The sequence below is a fragment of the Streptomyces sp. NPDC058371 genome (assembly GCF_042723265.1).
Lineage (GTDB): Bacteria > Actinomycetota > Actinomycetes > Streptomycetales > Streptomycetaceae > Streptomyces.
Genome location: NZ_JBHXJC010000013.1, coordinates 82295 through 101209 on the forward strand (window position 1 = coordinate 82295; position 18915 = coordinate 101209).

Annotated in this window: 18 protein-coding genes and 1 pseudogene; 8 read left to right on the top strand and 11 right to left on the bottom strand. The window is 71.3% G+C overall.

The features are described 5' to 3' along the window. Window positions 1-40: 40 nt before the first annotated feature. The 4 genes from ACFWM2_RS30505 to ACFWM2_RS30520 all read right to left on the bottom strand — a co-directional run bounded on the left by ACFWM2_RS30505 (window position 41) and on the right by ACFWM2_RS30520 (window position 2738). The gene (locus ACFWM2_RS30505; protein WP_383286642.1) at window positions 41-544 is read right to left on the bottom strand and encodes a GNAT family N-acetyltransferase; all 504 of its coding nucleotides are present in this window, start codon (window positions 542-544) and stop codon (window positions 41-43) included. Window positions 545-589: 45 nt separating this feature from the next. Beyond that, the gene (locus tag ACFWM2_RS30510) at window positions 590-1096 is read right to left on the bottom strand and encodes a sigma-70 family RNA polymerase sigma factor (RefSeq protein ID WP_383286644.1); all 507 of its coding nucleotides are present in this window, start codon (window positions 1094-1096) and stop codon (window positions 590-592) included. A 74-nt stretch (window positions 1097-1170) separates the two neighbouring features. Next, entirely contained in the window at window positions 1171-2334 is a 1164-nt protein-coding gene (locus ACFWM2_RS30515) for a glycerophosphodiester phosphodiesterase (protein ID WP_383286646.1), read from the bottom strand. A 167-nt stretch (window positions 2335-2501) separates the two neighbouring features. Continuing rightward, window positions 2502-2738: a hypothetical protein gene (locus tag ACFWM2_RS30520; RefSeq protein WP_383286648.1), complete on the bottom strand. Its 237-nt coding sequence runs from the start codon at window positions 2736-2738 to the stop codon at window positions 2502-2504. Window positions 2739-2935: 197 nt separating this feature from the next. Between ACFWM2_RS30520 and ACFWM2_RS30525 the strand changes: the two genes are divergently transcribed. Continuing rightward, window positions 2936-3625: a lysophospholipid acyltransferase family protein gene (locus ACFWM2_RS30525; RefSeq protein WP_383286650.1), complete on the top strand. Its 690-nt coding sequence runs from the start codon at window positions 2936-2938 to the stop codon at window positions 3623-3625. 137 nt (window positions 3626-3762) lie between these two features. On the opposite strand, the gene ACFWM2_RS30530 is transcribed toward ACFWM2_RS30525, so the two are convergent. The 5 genes from ACFWM2_RS30530 to ACFWM2_RS30550 all read right to left on the bottom strand — a co-directional run bounded on the left by ACFWM2_RS30530 (window position 3763) and on the right by ACFWM2_RS30550 (window position 9753). Continuing rightward, window positions 3763-5292, bottom strand: coding sequence for an MFS transporter (locus tag ACFWM2_RS30530; protein ID WP_383286652.1), 1530 nt, complete (start codon window positions 5290-5292; stop codon window positions 3763-3765). Further along, on the bottom strand, window positions 5289-5840 hold the full coding sequence (locus ACFWM2_RS30535; protein WP_383286654.1) for a TetR/AcrR family transcriptional regulator: 552 nt from the start codon (window positions 5838-5840) through the stop codon (window positions 5289-5291). Before ACFWM2_RS30535 ends, ACFWM2_RS30530 begins: the two co-directional genes overlap by 4 nt. A 156-nt stretch (window positions 5841-5996) precedes the next feature. After that, window positions 5997-6968, bottom strand: coding sequence for an aldo/keto reductase (locus ACFWM2_RS30540; RefSeq protein WP_383286656.1), 972 nt, complete (start codon window positions 6966-6968; stop codon window positions 5997-5999). A gap of 75 nt (window positions 6969-7043) precedes the next feature. Then, a complete protein-coding gene (gene argH / locus ACFWM2_RS30545) occupies window positions 7044-8471 on the bottom strand; it encodes an argininosuccinate lyase (protein WP_383286658.1) in 1428 nt (475 codons plus the stop codon). Window positions 8472-8559: 88 nt separating this feature from the next. Beyond that, window positions 8560-9753 (bottom strand): argininosuccinate synthase, encoded by a 1194-nt coding sequence (locus ACFWM2_RS30550; protein WP_383286660.1) that lies wholly within the window; start codon window positions 9751-9753, stop codon window positions 8560-8562. A 160-nt stretch (window positions 9754-9913) separates the two neighbouring features. Between ACFWM2_RS30550 and ACFWM2_RS30555 the strand changes: the two genes are divergently transcribed. Both ACFWM2_RS30555 and ACFWM2_RS30560 read left to right on the top strand, forming a co-directional pair. Next, window positions 9914-10501 (top strand): pyridoxamine 5'-phosphate oxidase family protein, encoded by a 588-nt coding sequence (locus ACFWM2_RS30555; protein WP_383286662.1) that lies wholly within the window; start codon window positions 9914-9916, stop codon window positions 10499-10501. Between the two features lie 3 nt (window positions 10502-10504). Next, entirely contained in the window at window positions 10505-11194 is a 690-nt protein-coding gene (locus tag ACFWM2_RS30560; protein WP_383286664.1) for a L,D-transpeptidase, read from the top strand. A gap of 201 nt (window positions 11195-11395) precedes the next feature. Here the strand turns inward: ACFWM2_RS30560 and ACFWM2_RS30565 are convergent, their stop codons facing one another. Beyond that, the gene (locus ACFWM2_RS30565; RefSeq protein WP_383286666.1) at window positions 11396-12886 is read right to left on the bottom strand and encodes an ATP-binding protein; all 1491 of its coding nucleotides are present in this window, start codon (window positions 12884-12886) and stop codon (window positions 11396-11398) included. Window positions 12887-13143: 257 nt separating this feature from the next. Continuing rightward, on the bottom strand, window positions 13144-13896 hold the full coding sequence (locus tag ACFWM2_RS30570; protein WP_383286668.1) for a response regulator transcription factor: 753 nt from the start codon (window positions 13894-13896) through the stop codon (window positions 13144-13146). A gap of 285 nt (window positions 13897-14181) precedes the next feature. On the opposite strand from ACFWM2_RS30570, the gene ACFWM2_RS30575 reads away from it, so the two are divergent. The 5 genes and pseudogenes from ACFWM2_RS30575 to ACFWM2_RS30595 all read left to right on the top strand — a co-directional run bounded on the left by ACFWM2_RS30575 (window position 14182) and on the right by ACFWM2_RS30595 (window position 18778). Further along, complete coding sequence (locus tag ACFWM2_RS30575; RefSeq protein ID WP_383286670.1) at window positions 14182-15555, top strand: ferric reductase-like transmembrane domain-containing protein; 1374 nt, start codon at window positions 14182-14184, stop codon at window positions 15553-15555. Between the two features lie 7 nt (window positions 15556-15562). After that, on the top strand, window positions 15563-16042 hold the full coding sequence (locus tag ACFWM2_RS30580; RefSeq protein ID WP_383286672.1) for an FMN-binding protein: 480 nt from the start codon (window positions 15563-15565) through the stop codon (window positions 16040-16042). Window positions 16043-16166: 124 nt separating this feature from the next. After that, window positions 16167-17504, top strand: a complete 1338-nt coding sequence (locus ACFWM2_RS30585) for a ferric reductase-like transmembrane domain-containing protein (RefSeq protein WP_383286988.1) — start codon at window positions 16167-16169, stop codon at window positions 17502-17504. A 19-nt stretch (window positions 17505-17523) separates the two neighbouring features. Next, window positions 17524-17982, top strand: a pseudogene (locus ACFWM2_RS30590) (FMN-binding protein); the annotation flags it as partial. 58 nt (window positions 17983-18040) lie between these two features. After that, window positions 18041-18778 carry an FAD:protein FMN transferase gene (locus ACFWM2_RS30595; protein ID WP_383286990.1) on the top strand — a complete coding sequence of 246 codons (738 nt, stop codon included), beginning with the start codon at window positions 18041-18043 and terminating at the stop codon, window positions 18776-18778. Window positions 18779-18915: the final 137 nt, after the last annotated feature.

Sequence of the window (18915 nt, forward strand, 5' to 3'; positions counted from 1 at the left end):
GCCGGTTCCGCGCGCCCCGCAGGGCGCGCGGCCCACTCCCCTACGCCGTCGTCGCGTACGACCCGGCCGGGGCCTGCTTCTCCAGGACGATCATGGGTACGCCGTCGTCACCCTTGGAGGTGCCGACCGCCTGGTAGCCCACGCGCCGGTACAGACGGAGACCGCTCTCGCTGCGGTGGCCGGTGTGCAGCCGGAAGGTCTTGGCGCCGCGCTCGTCGGCCAGGGCCCCTTCGGCGGCGCGCAGCAGCCGGGCACCGATCCCGTGGCCCTGGAGGCGCGGGTGCACACAGAGCTTGCCGATGGCTGCGGTGCCGTCGACATCCGCGGTGCCGCGCACCGAGCCGACCACTTCCTCGCCGAGGCGCGCCACGAACACGCAGTCACCGGCGACCTCCGCGCGGACCGAGTCGAGACTCTGGACGAGCGGATCAATACGGTAGTTGCCGTACAGCGCGGCCTCACTCTGGAAGCACAGGTACTGCAGCCTGAAGATCTGCTCGGCGTCCCGCTCGGTCGCCACGGAGATGGTCACGCTCATGCCCATGTGTGCACGCCTCCCGCTCACCTGTTCAGCCGTTGTCCCTCACTCCTATCCCCGTGGTTCGCGGGCCGCAACCTCCGGCGCGAGCAATCGACGCAGACATCCCAGACATCTGGAACGTTCCGGGCCAAGGCTGCCCTGTGACATACCCAACTCGCCTGCGATCTCGCGATAGGTCAGGTCCTTCGGGGAGAGCAGCGCGGCCAGCAGGCTCGGGCAGCGGCCGGGCAGTCGGCGTACCGCGTCGTGCAGGGCGCGATGACGGGCGGCGGTGAGCGCCTGCTGCTCGGGGCCCGAGACGTGGTCGTCGGCGGGCTCGGAGGAGTACGGCCGTTCCAGGCGGGCGGTGCGGCGGCTGCGGCGGGCCTCGGAGCGCACGGCACGGCGCAACCACCCTTGCGGGTCAACGGGTGGGCCATCCGTGTCGAGGCGTTCCAGGAGGCGCAGCCAGACGGCCTGCTCCAGATCGTTCTGCTCCGCGCCGGACGCATATGCCTCCGCGGACGCCTCGGCCGCGAGCAGCGGGCTCAGGGTGGCCACCATGTCTTGTGTCATATGCGGCACGACGCGGCCGCCCCGGCGCGAGGTTGCCGGAGCGGCCGACTGTCACCCCATCCGGGGTGGCGGGGTCATCCGTTGACGAAGTCCGCGCGGGCCAGCAGCGCGGTGTCGGCGTTGTCGGAGAAGACGCCGTCGATGCCCGTCTCGAAGTACGTCCGGAAGGCGCCGAACACGTCGCCGTAGGCGTTCGGGTCGGTGCCCTTCTTGAAGTTGGCCGGCAGGAAGGTGTTCTCGTTGCGCATGGTGTACGGGTGCAGGACCAGGCCCGCTTCGTGCGCGTCGTCGACCAGAGTGGTCGGCGTGGTGAGGTTGCCGTTCGCGTCCTTCGGGATGATCAGGTCGAGCGTGGGGCCGATGCCCTGCGCGAACGACGCCAGCCACGCCAGACCCTCGGGCTTGATCAGGTCCGCCACCGTGCGCGGGTCGCCCGACTCCACGAAGTCCCACGGACGGGTGTTGGCCGTGGACAGGAGCACCGCGAGCGGGTTGCCCACGAGCTCGTTCATGCGCTGGAGGCTGGTCGGCTCGAAGGACTGGATGATGACCGGCGAGTTCTTCTTGTCCTTGCCGTACTTGCGCAGCAGCCTGGCGAGCCGCTCCTCGGTGCCGAGGCCGAGCTTGCGGAAGTACGTGGGGTGCTTCAGCTCCGGGTAGATCCAGACCTGCTTGCCGCGCTTGCGGGTCTGCTCGTCCTGCCAGCGGAGCACCTCTTCGAAGGTGGGGATCTCCCAGCGGCCGTTGTAGATCGTGTTCCGCTGACGGGTGGCGGGGATGCGCTCGATGGCGCGCAGGGTCTTCAGCTCGGCGAGCGTGAAGTCCTCGGTGAACCAGCCGGTGGTGGCGACCCCGTCGAGACTCTTGGTCGTCTTGCGGTCGGCGAACTCGGGGTGCGCCGCGACATCGGTCGTCCCGCCGATTTCCGGCTCGTGACGGCATACGAGGTGACCGTCCCTGGTGGGCACGAGGTCACCCGCCTCGATCACGTGCGCACCCAGGTCGAGGGCCAGCTGGTACGAGCCGAAGGTGTGCTCCGGGCGGTAGCCGCTGGCCCCGCGGTGCCCGATGACCGTCGGCTTGGGCAGGCTCTGGTAACCGCCGCCGCCGTGCCGCTCGTCGGCTCGCGCCGCGCCGGGCAGTCCGAGGACCGCTCCGCCCGCGCCGAGCACCGCGGCGCCGAGCAGTGCCCGTCGTGCCGTGCCGTGACCCTGCTCGTTCGACTCCTGCGTCCCCATGAACGCTCCTCCCGACGTACCGCCTTGCACCTGCCAAGCGGGATCGTAGGTGTCCGCAGGTGACGCGTGGGAGACCTTGGACGGAACACGCGGGTGACACCGGATGTCTTACGGGGCCCGTGAGTTGATGATTTGTCGGATTAAGGGTCCACGTAGCGGGTACCCGCTCAGTGGTCTCCGTGGCCGTCACGGTCGCGCAGGGCGCCGACTCCCGCGGACCCGGCGAAGCGGTCGTAGGCGTGCGCCTTGCGTCGCGCTTCGCGTATTCCGCGGGTCGCGTAGGCCTCGATCCGGGCCGAGTCGTGGCCTTGGGAGAACCGGCGCCGGTCTCTGCGGACCAGCAGCACGACGGCGCGCACGACCACCCCGAGCAGTACGGCAAGCACCGCAGTAACGAACCCCATGGCTCCCCCTGGTCACCCGACGGCACGCACTCGGCGCGACGTTCGTCACATGATCACCCCCTCCCGAGGGCCTGACAAGAGGGCGCCACCGCAGGTAAACGTGCGTCAACAGTGCGTATCGAGTGGATGAACCCGATGTGCAATCACCCTGGAGCCGCGAGTATCGTCCTCACCTGCACATACTCATATCGAATCCCTTGACACCGGAGGGCCCGTTGTCCCGCTTCGTGCTCATCAAGGCAGTGCTCGGACCGATCATGCGCCTGATGTTCCGCCCACGGGTGGAGGGTGCGGAGCACATCCCGGGCGACGGTCCGGTGATCCTCGCCGGCAACCACCTGACGTTCATCGACTCGATCATCATGCCGCTGTTCTGCGACCGTCAGGTCTTCTTCCTCGGCAAGGACGAGTACGTCACCGGCAAGGGCGTCAAAGGCCGTCTGATGGCCTGGTTCTTCACCGGCTGCGGCATGATCCCGGTCGACCGGGACGGCGGACGCGGCGGGGTCGCGGCGCTGATGACCGGCCGCCGGGTGCTGGAGGAGGGCAAGGTCTTCAGCATCTATCCGGAGGGCACCCGCTCCCCCGACGGCCGGCTCTACCGGGGCCGTACGGGAATCGCCCGGCTGGCGATGATGACCGGTGCGCCGATCGTTCCGTTCGCCATCATCGGCACCGACAAGCTGCAGCCCGGCGGCGCCGGCATCCCGCGCCCCGGCCGCGTCACGGTCCGCTTCGGCGAGGCGATGGAGTTCTCCCGGTACGAGGGCATGGACCGCGACCGCTACGTCCTGCGGGCCGTGACGGACTCCGTGATGACCGAGGTCATGCGGCTTTCGGGTCAGGAGTACGTCGACATGTACGCCACCAAGGCGAAGGCCGCGTAGCGGAAGCGGTCGGGGTGCCCGGCGCTCCGTGCCGGGTGTGGCTGAGCGCGCGGTTGTCCGCGGCCCCTGGCCACTCCCCCGCGACCGTGGGCCGCGCCCCGTGCCGCCCGCATCGGGGCGCGCCGGCAGTTGGGCGCCTACTCGGAACCGGTTTCCAGGCGCTGGCCCTTCAGCAGGAACCACGCCGCCACCGCGGTGGCGAGCAGGACCACCGCTCCGATGCCCGACGCGAGAGCCAGCCCGTCGACGAAGGCCTCACGAGCCGCCGACACCATCGCGCCTGCCGTGTCCGCGGGCATCCCCGCAGCCGACTCGACGGCTCCGCCGAGTGATTCACGGGCCGCGGCCGGGGTGTCCGCCGGGCCGGTGAAGTCCCGGTAGACGCCGGTCACGATCGAACCGAGCACCGCGATACCGAGCGCGGCACCGAGTTCGTACGCCGTCTCGGAGACCGCGGAGGCGGCACCCGCCTGCTCCTTGGGGACGCTGGAGAGGATCACGTCGGCGGTGACGGTGAACGAGAACCCCGCGCCGATCCCGACGACCAGCAGCGCGGCCCCGAGCAGCGGGTAGCCGGTGGACTGGCTCAGCAGGGTCAGCACGGCGAGGGCGGCACCCACCGCGGCCAGACCGCCGGCGACCACGACGCGCACCGAGAACCGCCGGGCGACCATGCCCGCGATCAGTCCCGCCCCCACCGCACCGACCGCGGCGGGGACTTCGGCGAGACCCGCCTCGAACGGCCCTCTGCCCTGCACGAGTTGCAGATACTGCGAGAGGAAGAAGACCAGCCCGGACAGACCGAGGATGGTCAGCAGATCGGCGAGTACGGCCGCCGAGAAGCCGCGGTTGCGGAACAGCCGCATGTCCAACAGGGGTGCGGGCAGCGTGAGCTGACGCCGTACGAACCAGAAGAGGGCGGCGGCGCCCAGCAGGCCGACGGCGACCGGTTCTCCGGAGACACCGTGCGAGGCGGCCTCCTTCACCGCGTACACGATGCCGATCATGCCGACTAGCGAGAGCAGGACGCTGGTCAGGTCCCAGGGGCCCGGGTTCGGGTTGCGGGACTCGGGGAGCATCTTGATGCCGACGACGACGAGGACCACCATCACCGGCAGGTTGATGAGGAAGACCGAACCCCACCAGAAGTGTTCGAGCAGGAAACCGCCCGCGACCGGGCCGACCGCCGTACCGGCGGAGGCGGTAGCGCCCCAGATGCCGATGGCGAGACTGCGCTCGCGCGGGTCGTGGAAGAGGTTGCGGATCAGGGCGAGGGTGGCGGGCATCAGGGTCGCGCCCGCGACGCCGAGCAGCGCCCGCGCCAGGATCATCAACTCCGGTGTCGCCGCGTAGGCGTTGAGCACGGATATCAGGCCGAACGCGGTGGCGCCGACGAGCAGCAGCTTCTTGCGGCCGATACGGTCGCCGAGGCTGCCCATGGAGACGAGCAGGCCCGCGATCACGAACGAGTAGACGTCGCCGATCCACAGCAACTGGGTGCCGGACGGCTTGAGGTCCTCACTGATGTAAGGGGTCGCGAGACCGAGCACGGTCGCGTCGACGGCCACCAGCAGCACAGCCAGGACGAGGACGGAGAGGGCGAGCCAGCGCCCCGGGCGCTTCTCCACCACCTCCGCCACGGACGTCCGCTGGTCGATGCCGGTCATGGTTCCACTCTCCGTAGTGCTCCGCCGAGCAGCAGCTCGACGATCATGAATTGGAAGTCCTTGGCGGCCACCCGGCCGTCCATCACGGCCCAGGCACCCGAGCCGATCAGCCCGTAGAGCGCCTCGGTCAGCCACGCGGGGGTGAGGTCGATCCGGAACTCGCCGCTCTCCTGGCCGCGCCGGAAGAGGGCGGCGATCCGGGCGTCGAGCCGGGACCAGCCCTCGTGTTGCGCGTCCCCCTCGAACAGCTGGTTCTCGGTGACGAGGAAGGCGAGCAGTCCGGCGGCCGGTTCGATCTCCCGCACCAGCCGGCGGACAGCCTCGCTCGCCGGCCCCTCGTCCAGGCGGGCCGCGTCCAGCGCCGTCTCGCACTCCTGGATGCCCAGGACCTCGAGCGCGCGGACGAGGGTGTCGCGCCCGGCGAACTGGCGGTGCAGCGTGGCCCGGCTGATCCCGGCCGCCCTGGCGACTTCGTCCATGGTGGCGGTGGCTTTACGGGTCAGCAGGGCTGCGGCGCTGCGCAGTACGTGGTCACGATCGACGGCCATGAGACAACGATAGCCCATGTGAGACATTGCTGTCTCATCAGCGGCACGCGCCACCCACGCGCAAGGGTGTGACGGCGGGCGCGGAAGCTCAGCGCCAGGGGCATGACGGCGGTCGCGGAAGCTCGGCGCCAGGGTCGTAACAGTGCTCGCCGAAGCTCAGTGCCAGGGCAGCTGCCCGCGCCGCTCCCAGTACGCACGCGGCTCCTCGGCGAGCGCGTCGAGACGGGCCAGCTGGTCCTCGTCGAGGTCGACGACCGCGGCGTGCAGATTCGAGGCGAGCTGCTGGACGGTGGCCGCGCCGGACAGGACGACACCGGCCCACGGCCGGCGCAGCACCAGCGCGAGGGCGACCGCGTCGGCGCCCAGCCCCGTTTCCCGGGCGAGTTCCCGCACCGCGCCCGGCGCATCCGGGCCGGCGAGGCGCCCGTTGGCCATGCCCTCCTTGACGATCACCGTGAGCCCGGCGTCGTGGGCCTCGGCGAGCGCGGACGCGGCCGAGGTCTCCAGCACGTTGTACGTGGCCTGGACGGTACGGAAGAGGGGCTCGCCGTCGACCGTCACGGCCAGCGCGGCACGGATCGTGTCGGCCTGTGCGGGCCCGCTGGTGGAGAAGCCGACGGACAGGCCCTGGGTCGCCGCTTCGGCCAGCCTGACGTGCAGTTCCTTGTCGGTGAGGGCCGGGCTCTCCGGGGTCACCGAGTGGATCTGGTAGAGGTCGAGCCGGTCGCCCAGCAGCTCGGCGGTCTCGGCGCGCTGCCGCTCGTACGTGGCGAGGCCGTGGTCCTTGACCTCGTGCGCCTCGGCGTCGGTGCGCCAGCCCGCCGTGTACGTGTAGCCCCACTTGCTGCCGATCACGACGTCGTCGATGTCGGGCCGGCTCAGCAGCCAGTCGGCGAGGAACTCCTCGGACCGGCCGTAGGAGCGGGCCACGTCGAAGTAGCGCACGCCCTGCGCATGGGCGGCGTCCAGGAGTTCGCGGGTGCGCTCGCGCAGGGCGTCGACACTGCGGACGGCCGGGAGGTCTTCCTCGCGGCCTAGGTTGATGTAACCGGGGCGGCCGACGGCGGCGAGGCCCAGGCCGATGTGGGCGGTGGGCGTCGTCGCTGACGCGAGGCGGGCGAAGGGCATCGCGGGCTCCGTTCGGTCGGCTCCTGGCGGTCCCGACCAACGTAACCCGCGCTGCCCTTCGCACAACGCGACCCGCTACTTCTTGGCGTCCGCCCACTGGTGCTGGAGGGCCACATCGGCCTTGACCTCGGCGAGCTGGACGGCGACCGCGCTGGGGGCCGTACCGCCGCGGCCGTTGCGGGAGGCGAGGGCGCCCGGCACGTTCAGCACGCCGCGCACCTCCGGTGTCAGATGCGAGGAGATCTTCGCGAACTGCTCGTCGGTGAGCCCGTCGAGCTCGACGCCGCCGGCCTCGGCGACCTTCACGCACTCGCCGGCGACCTCGTGCGCGACACGGAACGGCACGCCCTGCTTGACCAGCCACTCGGCGATGTCGGTGGCGAGCGAGAAGCCGGCCGGGGCCAGTTCCTCCATGCGCTCGCGGTTGACGGTCAGGGTGGCCATCATGCCGGTGAAGGCGGGGAGCAGGACCTCCAGCTGGTCGCAGGAGTCGAAGACCGGCTCCTTGTCCTCCTGGAGGTCGCGGTTGTACGCGAGCGGGAGGGCCTTGAGCGTGGCCATCAGGCCGGTCAGATTGCCGATCAGGCGGCCCGACTTGCCCCGCGCCAGCTCGGCGATGTCCGGGTTCTTCTTCTGCGGCATGATCGACGAGCCGGTGGAGAACGCGTCGTGGAGGGTGACGAAGGAGAACTCCTTCGTGTTCCAGATGATGACCTCCTCGGCGATCCGGGAGAGGTTCACACCGGTCATCGCCGTGATGAAGGCGAACTCGGCGACGAAGTCACGGGAGGCCGTGCCGTCGATGGAGTTGGCCGAGCTGCCGTGCTCGAAGCCGAGGTCCTTGGCGACGGACTCCGGATCGAGACCGAGGCTGCTGCCCGCGAGCGCCCCCGAGCCGTACGGCGACACGGCCGTCCGCTCGTCCCACTGGCGCAGCCGCTCGGCGTCCCGGGACAGTGCCTGGACGTGCGCGAGGACGTGGTGTGCGAAGAGCACCGGCTGGGCGTGCTGGAGATGCGTACGGCCGGGCATCGCGACGTCCGAGTGGGCCTCCGCCAGACCGATCAGCGCGTCCTGGAGGTCGGCGATCAGACCGCCGAGGATCCGGGCGTGGTCGCGCAGGTACATCCGGAAGAGCGTGGCCACCTGGTCGTTGCGGGAACGGCCCGCCCGGAGCTTGCCGCCGAGGTCCGGGCCGAGGCGCTCCAGCAGACCGCGCTCCAGGGCCGTGTGGACGTCCTCGTCGGCGACGGTGCCCACGAGCTCCCCGGAGGCGACGTCCGTTGCGAGCTGGTCGAGGCCCGCGTGCATACGCGTCAGCTCGTCCTCGGTGAGCAGGCCCGCCTTGTGCAGCGCGCGCGCGTGGGCTCGCGAACCGGCGATGTCGTACGGCGCGAGACGCCAGTCGAAGTGGACCGACGCGGACAACTTGGCCAGGGCCTCGGCGGGACCGTCGGCGAACCGGCCGCCCCAGAGCCGGACGTCACCGCTGTTGCTGCTCACTGCACTTGCTCCTCGGAGGGTGGTGATGTGCGACCGCCTCCCCGCCCGTACGGAGGGGAGGCGGCTGTCACGCTAGCGCGTCCTGGGGTCAGGCCTGGTCCCGCTTCGCGGCGATCTTCGACGACAGGCTGTAGATGTCGATGAAGCCCTTGGCCGCGGCCTGGTCGAAGCTGTCGCCCGTGTCGTACGTGGCGAGGTTGAAGTCGTAGAGCGACGTGTCGGAGCGCCGGCCGGTGACGACGGCGCGACCGCCGTGCAGCGTCATCCGGATGTCGCCGTTGACGTGCTGGCTGGCCTCGTCGATGAAGCCGTCCAGGGCGCGCTTGAGCGGGGAGAACCACTGGCCGTCGTAGACCAGTTCGCCCCAGCGCTGCTCGACCTGCCGCTTGTAGCGGGCGAGTTCCCGCTCGACCGTGACGTTCTCCAGCTCCTGGTGGGCGGTGATCAGGGCGATCGCGCCCGGAGCCTCGTACACCTCACGGGACTTGATGCCCACGAGCCGGTCCTCGACCATGTCGATCCGGCCGATGCCCTGGGCGCCGGCGCGCTCGTTCAGCTGCTGGATGGCCTGGAGCACCGTGACGGGCTTGCCGTCGATGGCGACCGGGACGCCCTGCTTGAAGGAGATGACGACCTCGTCGGCCTCACGGGCCTCGGCGGGGTTCGAGGTGTACTCGTAGATGTCCTCGATCGGCGCGTTCCAGATGTCCTCCAGGAAGCCCGTCTCGACGGCGCGCCCGAAGACGTTCTGGTCGATGGAGTACGGGGACTTCTTGGTGGTGGCGATCGGGAGCTGCTTGTCCTCGCAGAAGGCGATCGCCTTGTCCCGGGTCATCGCGTAGTCACGGACCGGGGCGATGCACTTGAGGTCGGGGGCGAGGGCGACGATGCCGGCCTCGAACCGCACCTGGTCGTTTCCCTTGCCGGTGCAGCCGTGGGCGACCGTGGTGGCGCCGTGCTTCTGGGCGGCGGCGACGAGGTGCTTGACGATGGTCGGCCGGGAGAGCGCGGAGACCAGCGGGTAGCGGTCCATGTAGAGGGCGTTGGCCTTGATCGCCGGGAGGCAGTACTCGTCGGCGAACTCGTCCTTGGCGTCCGCGACCTCGGCCTCGACGGCACCGCACGCGAGCGCGCGCTTGCGGATGACGTCCAGGTCCTCGCCGCCCTGGCCGACGTCGACCGCAACGGCGATGACCTCGGCGCCCGTCTCCTCGGCGATCCAGCCGATGGCGACGGAGGTGTCCAGACCGCCTGAGTAGGCGAGTACGACGCGCTCGGTCACGGGTTTCTCCTCACACTGCATTCGCTGACATGCATGAGTATGCAGGAGTCTGCATGGTTCGTCAATCCGGGGTCGCGTCGCCGACGGGGCGGATACGAACCTCCGGCGGAACTTGTAATTCCTTAGACAAACGAAAGACATTGCCCGATAATCGTCGGACATGGGAAAGACCTACGAGCGCATAGACGGCAGACTGCGTACGTTCATCGAGGCGCAGCCCCTCTTCTTCACCGCGACCGCACCCTTGGCGTCGGACGGCACGGTGAACCTCTCCCCCAAGGGACTCACCGGCTCCTTCGCCGTGATCGACGAACTGACCGTCGCCTACCTGGACTTCGCCGGGAGCAACGCGGAGACCGTCGCGCATCTGCGCGAGAACGGCCGGATCACCCTGATGTGGTGCGCCTTCCAGGGCCCGCCGAACATCGTGCGGGTGCACGGCCGCGGTGAGCCGGTCTTCCGGGACGACCCGCGCTTCAAGGAACTGCTCACCCACTTCCCCGGCATCGACCCGACCCCGCACGGCCTGCGCGCGGTCATCGTCGTGACGGCCGAGCTCATCCGGGACACCTGCGGCTACGCGGTGCCCTACATGTCGTACGACGAGGACCGCGAGCTGCACGCCAGGCGGTTCGCGCGCGAGGACGACGTCTCGCTGGACGCGTACTTCCGCAAGAAGGACCACGTGGCCACCAGCCTGGATGGCCTACCGGGGCTGCCGTTGCCGCTGCCCCCCAGTACGGTCTGAGCCATGCGCCTCGCTGCCGCCGTCCTCGCGTCCGCGTCCCTGCTCACCCTGGCTCCGAGCGGCCCGCCCGCTCTGCCGGAGCTGTTGGCGGACACCGGCGGCGGCAGCCAGCTGATCACCGCTCAGGCCTCGCGCACGTCCTCGACGACGGGCACGGTCACCTGGTGGAATCGGCGCCACGGGCACTGGGTGAAGGCCGGTTCGGCGGCCGCGCGCTTCGGGGCCAAGGGCCTCACTGAGGGCCGCTCACGCAAACAGAGCACCAACACGACCCCGACCGGCCTCTACGGCCTCCCCTTCGCCTTCGGGATCAAGACCGCGCCCAAGGGGACCCGGGCGCCGTACCGCCGGGTGCACAAGGGCTCCTGGTGGTGTCAGGACAACGGCTCCCGCTCCTACAACCGCTGGACCGAGCCGCGCCCGGCCGACTGCCGCGCCAAGGAGTCCGAGCACCTGATCTCGTACCGGACGCAGTACGCGTACGCCTTCGTCATCGGCTTCAACTACCGCCGGCCCGTGCACGGCCGGGGCGCGGGCATCTTTTTGCATGTCAACGGGAAGGGGGCGACGGCCGGTTGCGTGTCCGTGCCGGCGGCCGCGATGCGGCGGATCCTGGCGTGGGCGGATCCGGCGCGGAAGCCGCACCTGGTGATCGGGACGCGGAGCGGGCCGACGGCGATCATCCGCTACTGACCTGCCGGCTTGCTGACCCAATGGCTTACCGGCCTATTGACCTACTGGCGTGCCGGCGTGCCGTGTGTCGGCGTGCCGGCCCTATGCGTACTGGCCTCCTGACCTGCTCGCGTGCCGGCCCACTGCGTATTGCCCCCTGGCGTACTGACCCACTGGTCGAGGGCGGCTGTCCGCCGACGGCGGGCGGCTTCCCGCCCTTTCTCAGGCGCCGTCCGCATCCGTCGGTGTGGCCGGCAGGCTCACGGTGAACGCCGTCGATCCCGGGCGGCTCTCCAGCCCGACGCCGCCACCGTGCGCGTCGACCACCGCCGCCACGATCGACAGACCGAGCCCGGCACCGCCGCCCGGGCCCTCCGCGCGCCGGCGGTCCGCGCGGGTGAAGCGTTCGAAGACGCCGGGCCGGACGTCCTCGGAGACGCCGGGGCCGTCGTCCGCCACCGTCAGTACGGCGGTGGTCCCCACTGTCCGCAGGGAGACGGTGACCTTGGTGCCTACGGGCGTGTGCAAACGGGCGTTGGCCAACAGGTTGGCCGCCACCTGATGGAGCCGGTGGGCGTCACCCGTCACGGTCACCGGCTCCTCGGGCAGCTCCAGGGTCCAGCGATGGCCCGGGCCGGCGGCGCGGGCGTCCGTGACCGAGTCGAGGACGAGACGGGTGAGGTCGACGGGGAGCCGTTCCAGCGGGCGGCCGGCGTCGAGGCGGGCCAGCAGCAGCAGGTCGTCGACCATCTCGCCCATGCGCGCCGACTCGGCGGCGATCCGCTCCAGGGCGCGGGTCACCTTCGGCGGCACCGGTTCCGGGTGCAGCAGGGCGAGTTCGGCATGTCCACGGACCGAGGCGACCGGGGTGCGCAGCTCGTGGCTGGCGTCGGCCGCGAAACTGCGCAGCCGTTCCTCACTCGCGTGCCGTTTGGTCAGGGCGTCCTCGACATGGCGGAGCATGCGGTCGAACGCGGCGGCCACCCGGCCCACCTCGCTGCGCGGATCGGATTCGGGTGCCCGCGGCGGCAGCGCCACCTCGCCGCTCGCGAGCGGGAGTTCACTCACCCGGGTGGCCGTCGCGGCGACCCGGCTCAGCGGACGCAGCGACCAGCGCACCCACAGAGCGCCCGCGACGCCGGTGGCGGCGAGGGCGGCTCCGAAGACACAGCCGGCGACCAGTTCCAGGCGGTGGACGGCGGACTCCACGGGCTCCAGCGGCAGTCCGGTGATCAGGACGTCGCCGTCCTGGCCGTGGCACGCGACGACGCGGTAGCCGCCCAGCGACGTGAGGTGCACGCTGCGCGCGCTGTCGTCGACCGGCAGCGCGGCCAGCGCCTTCTTGTCGCCGGCCGTCAGCGCCACGTTCAGGTCGGCGGCGTCGTTGCCGGAGCGGACGACGGCCGCGTTGGTGACCGTGCTGCCGACCAGACGGGCGCCGAACGTGCCGGTGGGCTGCCGGCGGGTGTCGCCGTACTCGTCGCCGTCGTGGTCCGAGGGCCTGCGGTTCGTGTCGTGCTCCAGACTCGCCGGGAACATGGAGCCCGCGTCGTGCAGCTGCTGGTCCAGGCGGCCGGTGAGGAATCCGTCCAGTTCCAGCACGGCCGCCACTCCGACGGCGGCGCAGCTGATGGCCAGCAGGACCACGAGTCCGGCGGTGAGCCGGGCCCGCAGGGAGTGCAGACGTGGCAGCCGGGGGCGGAGTCGGCGCAAGCGGCCCGCGGGTGCGGCCTGCGTGGCTTGCGTGCCCTGCGTGCCCTGCGCGTGCTGTGTTCCGGGCGCGGTCTGGTCGGCCTGCGGGCCCGGTGCCGGTCGCGCTCCCGGGGTCTCCGGTTCTCCCGACGCTCCCGGTTCTCCCGACGCTCCCGACGCTCCCGGCGCGGCGTGCGACCCCTGGGCCCCCTGCGGCCCCTGGGCCCCGTCTGATTCCGGGGCCCCCGATGATCCCCGTGCCCCTCGCGGCCGGGGGTTCATCGGCCCGCTCCCGGCTTGAGCACGTACCCGGCGCCCCGCACCGTGTGGATCATGGGCTCGCGGCCCGCGTCCACCTTCTTGCGCAGATACGAGATGTAGAGCTCCACCACATGGGCCTGCCCGCCGAAGTCGTACGACCAGACGCGGTCGAGGATCTGCGCCTTGCTGAGCACGCGCCGGGGGTTGCGCATCAGGAAGCGGAGCAGTTCGAACTCGGTCGGCGACAGTTCGATCAGCTCGCCGCCGCGGGTGACCTCGCGGGCCTCCTCGTCGATGACGAGGTCGCCGACGGTCAGCCGAGGTCCCTCGTCCAGCTGCCGGGCCATCCCGGCCCGGCGCAGCAGTCCGCGCAGCCGGGCAACGACCTCCTCCAGGCTGAACGGCTTGGTGACGTAGTCGTCGCCGCCCGCCGTGATGCCCGCGATACGGTCCTCGACCGCGTCGCGCGCGGTGAGGAACAGCACGCACACCGACGGCTGGACCGTGTGCAGATCACGCAGGACGCCGAAGCCGTCGGTGTCCGGGAGCATGACGTCGAGGACGACCGCGTCCGGCAGCAGTTCGCGCGCCGCGGTGGCGGCCGACGCTCCGTCGCCCGCCGTCCGCACCTCCCAGCCCTCGTACCGCAGGGCGCCGGAGAGGACCTCGGCGAGATCGGGGTCGTCGTCGACCACGAGGACGCGGACGGGCGTGCCGTCGGGGCGGGTGAGCGCGGGCAGCCCGGTGCCACGGGAGCGGGGAGTGTTCATCTCGTCTACCAGGATCACCCCTCACGAAGGTCGCGCCCGCCCGTCCGGCCTCTGAGTTTCCTCTGAGTCCTCCGGCCGGACACCGCCCGGTTCCTCCGGCCGTGCTCGCCGGACCGCCTCGGATTCCCCGGGCCGACGGTGCCGACCGGCGTCGGATCCGCCCGGCCGGGCGGATGGCGGCTCACTCTCAGTTTGCTGTGAGTCCGCGCGGAACGCCCCCGCTCAGAGCGTCCTCAGAGGTTCGCGACGGACAGTTTTCTCCCGGACAGCCGGAAAGGCGGACAGATGACCACCATGTACGACGAGCGGGCCACGGTGCCGCGCCCGACACACGGCCGCAAGCGGCCCCGGCCCTCGCCGGCCGGCCCGCTGCTGGCCCTGCTGTGGGCCGGAGCCGCCGCAGTCGTGGCCCTGTGGTGGTTCGACACCCGGTCGGTGGTGGGCCTCGCCGGCTGGCTCACCGACGCGGGGCGGATCGCGGGGCTGCTGTGCGGCTACAGCTGCGCAGTGCTCGTGGCCCTGATGGCCCGGGTCCCGCTCCTGGAGCGGCGCATCGGATCCGACCGGGTGGCCCGCTGGCACGCCATGGCCGGCCGGTACACGGTCTGCCTGCTGGTCGCGCACGTCAGCCTGATCCTCTTCGGGTACGCGGCCCAGGACGGGTCCGGCATCGTGCGCGAGACGCTCAGCGTGGTGCTCGACTATCCGGACATGCTCAAGGCCACGGCGGCCACGGTCATCCTCTTCGCCGTCGGGATCGTGTCGGCGGGGGCGGTGCGCCGCCGGGTCAGTCACGAGTTCTGGTACTACCTGCACCTGCTCACCTACGCGGCCGTCTTCCTCGCCTTCTTCCACCAGCTCTCCCTCGGCTCCGACTTCGTGGGCAACACGCTCGCCCAGGCCGCCTGGTACGTGCTCTACCTGGGCACGGCCGCGCTGGTCGGCTGGTTCCGGCTGCTCGCGCCGGTGCGGCTCAACCTGCGCCACAAGCTGCGGGTGGAGTCCGTGCACCGCGAGGCACCGGGGGTGTTCTCCGTCGTCGTACGCGGGGAGCGGCTCCAGGAACTGGGCGCGCAGTCCGGGCAGTTCTTCCGCTGGCGGTTCCTCGCACCGGGGATGCGCTGGACCTCCACGCCGTACTCGCTGTCGGCACCGCCGCGCCCCGACCGGCTGCGGATCACCGTGAAGGCGCTCGGCGACCACAGCGCCTCCGTGGGACTGCTGCGGCCGGGCACCCGGGTGTGGGCGGAGGGCCCCTACGGCTCGCTGACCGCCGAGCGGCGCACCTCCCGCAAGGTGCTGATGATCGCGGGCGGCGTCGGGATCACACCGCTGCGGGCCCTCTTCGAGTCGATACCCGGCGGACCCGGCGAGGTGACGCTGCTCTACCGCGCACGGACCGCGGCGGACCTCGCGCTGGGCGCCGAGCTGGAGTCGATAGCGCAGTGGCGCGGAGCGCGCGTCCTGTACGCGGTCAACGGCGCCGACGGGAGCCGTCCGCAGTTCACCGCCGAGGCGCTGCGGGAGTCCGTGCCCGATGTCGCCGGGCACGACGTCTATCTGTGCGGGCCGCCCGCGATGGCCCGGGACCTGTACGCGGCGCTCCGTGCCGCCGGGGTCCCCGACCGCCGTATCCACCACGAGTCGTTCGAGCTGTGAGGCCGCCTTGCACGCCCTGAAGAAGCACCGCCCGCTGCGCCGCGTGACCCTGGCGGCCGTCACCACCGTCACCGGTGTCGTCCTGCTGTTGTCGCTGAAGCCGCACACGGCGCCGACGCTCGCGCAGGCGTCCTCGCCCACCAACCAGTCCGCGTCCTCCGGGAGTTCGTCGGGCTCGTCGGGCTCGTCGGGGAGCTCGAAGAGCACGGGCACGAAGACGGTCACGGGTGACTCGGTCCAGACCCGCTACGGGCCGGTCCAGGTGCGCGTCACGGTGAAGAACGGCAGGATCACGGAGGTGACCGCGGTCGCCTACCCCCAGGACAATCCGCGGGACCAGGAGATCAACAGCTACGCGATTCCCCAGCTCAAGCGCGAGGTGCTCGCCGCACAGAGCGCCCAGATCGACTCCGTCTCCGGGGCCACCTACACGAGTGGCGGTTACACCCAGTCCCTCCAGTCGGCACTGGACTCGGCGGGCCTCTGAACGCACAGCAGTCGTGGACCGTATCTCTGTGCCAGGGGGCCACTCCCCTTGACCCGTTCCCACGGAGGAACACGGAGGAACCGTGTCCACGATCGCCGGTGGTCGCGCCGCGCGGCGCCAGACCATGCGCCGTATCCGCCCTCGACGCTCGCCCGCCGTCCCGCTGCTGCTCGCCGTCTGGGCGGGCGCGGCCGGGGTGATCTGGCTGTGGTGGAGCAACACCCCGTCCATCGCGGACGACAACAGCAAAATCCTCAACGCCGGACGCATCACCGGACTGCTCGCCGGCTATCTGATGGCGCTCGTGGTGCTCCAGATGGCCCGGGTGCCCGCCCTGGAGCGCCGGGTCGGCTCGGACCGGGTCGCACGCTGGCACGCCATGAGCGGCCGCTACACGCTCTGTCTGGTCCTCGCCCATCTGGTGCTGATCATGTACGGGTACGCCCTGCAGGCCGGCAACGGGTTCGGCGCGATCGTCCAGCAGACGGTGGACTCCGTCCAGCAGCTCCCGGACATGGGCAAGGCGGCGATCGGCACCGGTCTGCTGCTGTTCATCGGGTTCATCTCGATCGGCGCGCTGCGCCGCAGGATCCCGTACGACCTCTGGTACCACGTTCATCTGCTCACCTACGCCGCCGTGTTCCTGACGTTCTGGCACCAGATCTCCACCGGCAACGACTTCGCCGTCCAGCCCACCGCCAAGACGGTCTGGTACGGGCTGTACGGCGCGGTGACCGCGCTGGCGCTCTGGTACCGCGTACTGGTGCCGATCCGGCTGAACCTGCGGCACCGGATGCGGGTCGAGGCGGTGATCGAGGAGACGCCGGGGATCGTGTCGGTGCTGATCAGCGGGCGGAAGCTGCACCGGATGGGCGCCGAGGCCGGGCAGTTCTTCCGCTGGCGGTTCCTCGCACCGGGGATGCGGCTCAGCTCCCACCCGTACTCGCTGTCGGCGGCGCCCCGCCCCACCATGCTGCGGATCACGGTGAAGGCGATCGGCGACCACAGCGCCGCGCTGCGCGACCTGGAGCCCGGCACCCGGGTGTGGGCCGAGGGCCCCTACGGGGCACTGACGGCGGCCCGGCGCAGCCGCGGCAAGGTCCTGCTGGTGGCGGGCGGTGTGGGCATCACGCCGATGCGGGCGCTGTTCGAGACGCTGCCCGGCGCGTCCGGCGACCTGACGCTGCTCTACCGGGCCAACAGCACCCAGGACCTGGCCCTGTGGGACGAGCTCGCCGGTATCGCCGAGGAGCGCGGCGCCCGGCTGATGTACGCGGTGAACAGCCCCGACGGGGAGCGCCCCGACATCTCCGCGGAGACCCTGCTCCGGAAGCTGCCGGACATCGACCGCCACGACGTCTTCCTGTGCGGGCCGCCCGGCTTCGCGCAGCAGGTCTACGAAGCACTGCGCGGCGCGGGAGTTCCCGCCCGGCGGATCCATCACGAGTCGTTCGAGATGTGAGCGACGGGAGTCAGGAGCGATGAAGAAGAGCCACCCCATTCGGCGTGCCGTGCTCGCAGGCGCCGCCACCGTGTCCGGGATCGTCCTGCTGCTGACGCTCAAGCCCGCGTCCGATCCGGCCGCGGCTTCGGCGCAGGGGGCGCCGGCAGCCCGGCCGCCGGCGGCCGGGCAGGAGTCGCCCCAGGGCGGCAGCTCGCAGCAGTCGTCCTCGCAGGCCCGTACGGTCACCGGCGATGTCGCCCAGACCCAGTACGGCCCCGTCCAGGTCCGCCTCACCCTCAGCGGCACCAAGGTCACCAGGGCCGAGGCCGTCCAGGCGCCCAGCGGCGGCCAGAGCACGCAGGTCACCGGCAACGCCGTACCCAAACTCAACCAGGAGGCCGTCACCACCGGCAGCGCCGACATCGACGCCGTCTCCGGCGCCACCTACACCAGCGGCGGCTACAAGGAATCCCTGCAGTCCGCCCTGGACAAGGCCGGTGGCTGAGTCGGCGCAGGCGCAGGCCCCGGCCGTCCTGCGTCACGCCGAGGAGGTCATGGGCACGGTCTTCTCCTTCGACGTGCGCGGCGGGGAGCCGGCGGCCGTGCGGGCCGCGCTCGACGAGGCGGTCGCCCAGCTGCATCGCGTGGACGAGGTGTTCAGCACCTATCGCGAGGACAGTCAGGTATCGCGCCTGGCCCGGGGTGAGCTGAGGGTCGAGGAGTGCGATCCCGAGGTCGCCGAGGTGCTCGGCCTGGGCGCCGAGGCGGAGCGGCTGAGCGACGGCTGGTTCAGCACGACGTACCAGGGACAGCTCGACCCGACCGGGATCGTGAAGGGCTGGGCGGGCGAGCGCGCGGCCCGGCATCTCGCCGCGGCCGGGGTGAGCGGGGTGAGCGTGAACGGCGGCGGCGACGTGCAGCTGTGCGGCGTACCCGGCGCGCAGCGGCCCTGGCGGGTCGGTGTGTCGGACCCGCTGCGGCCCGGTGCGCTCGCGGCGGTCGTCTCCGCCGCCGGTGCGGACGAGCTGGCCGTGGCCACCTCCGGCACCGCCGAGCGCGGCGCCCACATCGTCGATCCCCGCACGGGTAGGGCCGCGGTCACCGACCTGCTGTCCGTGACCGTGGTGAGCCCCCGGCTGACCTGGGCGGACGCCTGGGCGACCGCGGCCTTCGCGATGGGCTCACGGCAGGCGCTGGCGTGGCTGGAGTCGCTGCCGGACGTGGAGGCGCTGCTCATCACGGCGGGCAACGAGGTGCGGTGCACCGGGGGCCTGGCTCAGTACCTGGGCTGAACCCCGGAGCCACCAGTCGGTCGGCCGCAGTGGCATACGTGAGTGGAGGGGGGGAGTCCCCCGCGAGGGGAACCCCCCCCCCCCCCCCCCCCCCCCCCCTTTCTCCTTCCCCCCCCCCCACCATCCCCCCGTCACCG

What these genes read in the sequence shown, in the direction of transcription:
- ACFWM2_RS30505 (WP_383286642.1), bottom strand. Translation starts at nt 544, where the DNA reads ATGGGCATGAGCGTGACCATCTCCGTGGCGACCGAGCGGGACGCCGAG.
- ACFWM2_RS30510 (WP_383286644.1), bottom strand. Translation starts at nt 1,096, where the DNA reads ATGACACAAGACATGGTGGCCACCCTGAGCCCGCTGCTCGCGGCCGAG.
- ACFWM2_RS30515 (WP_383286646.1), bottom strand. Translation starts at nt 2,334, where the DNA reads ATGGGGACGCAGGAGTCGAACGAGCAGGGTCACGGCACGGCACGACGG.
- ACFWM2_RS30520 (WP_383286648.1), bottom strand. Translation starts at nt 2,738, where the DNA reads ATGGGGTTCGTTACTGCGGTGCTTGCCGTACTGCTCGGGGTGGTCGTG.
- ACFWM2_RS30530 (WP_383286652.1), bottom strand. Translation starts at nt 5,292, where the DNA reads ATGACCGGCATCGACCAGCGGACGTCCGTGGCGGAGGTGGTGGAGAAG.
- ACFWM2_RS30535 (WP_383286654.1), bottom strand. Translation starts at nt 5,840, where the DNA reads ATGGCCGTCGATCGTGACCACGTACTGCGCAGCGCCGCAGCCCTGCTG.
- ACFWM2_RS30540 (WP_383286656.1), bottom strand. Translation starts at nt 6,968, where the DNA reads ATGCCCTTCGCCCGCCTCGCGTCAGCGACGACGCCCACCGCCCACATC.
- ACFWM2_RS30555 (WP_383286662.1), top strand. Translation starts at nt 9,914, where the DNA reads ATGGGAAAGACCTACGAGCGCATAGACGGCAGACTGCGTACGTTCATC.
- ACFWM2_RS30560 (WP_383286664.1), top strand. Translation starts at nt 10,505, where the DNA reads ATGCGCCTCGCTGCCGCCGTCCTCGCGTCCGCGTCCCTGCTCACCCTG.
- ACFWM2_RS30570 (WP_383286668.1), bottom strand. Translation starts at nt 13,896, where the DNA reads ATGAACACTCCCCGCTCCCGTGGCACCGGGCTGCCCGCGCTCACCCGC.
- ACFWM2_RS30575 (WP_383286670.1), top strand. Translation starts at nt 14,182, where the DNA reads ATGACCACCATGTACGACGAGCGGGCCACGGTGCCGCGCCCGACACAC.
- ACFWM2_RS30585 (WP_383286988.1), top strand. Translation starts at nt 16,167, where the DNA reads ATGCGCCGTATCCGCCCTCGACGCTCGCCCGCCGTCCCGCTGCTGCTC.
- ACFWM2_RS30595 (WP_383286990.1), top strand. Translation starts at nt 18,041, where the DNA reads ATGGGCACGGTCTTCTCCTTCGACGTGCGCGGCGGGGAGCCGGCGGCC.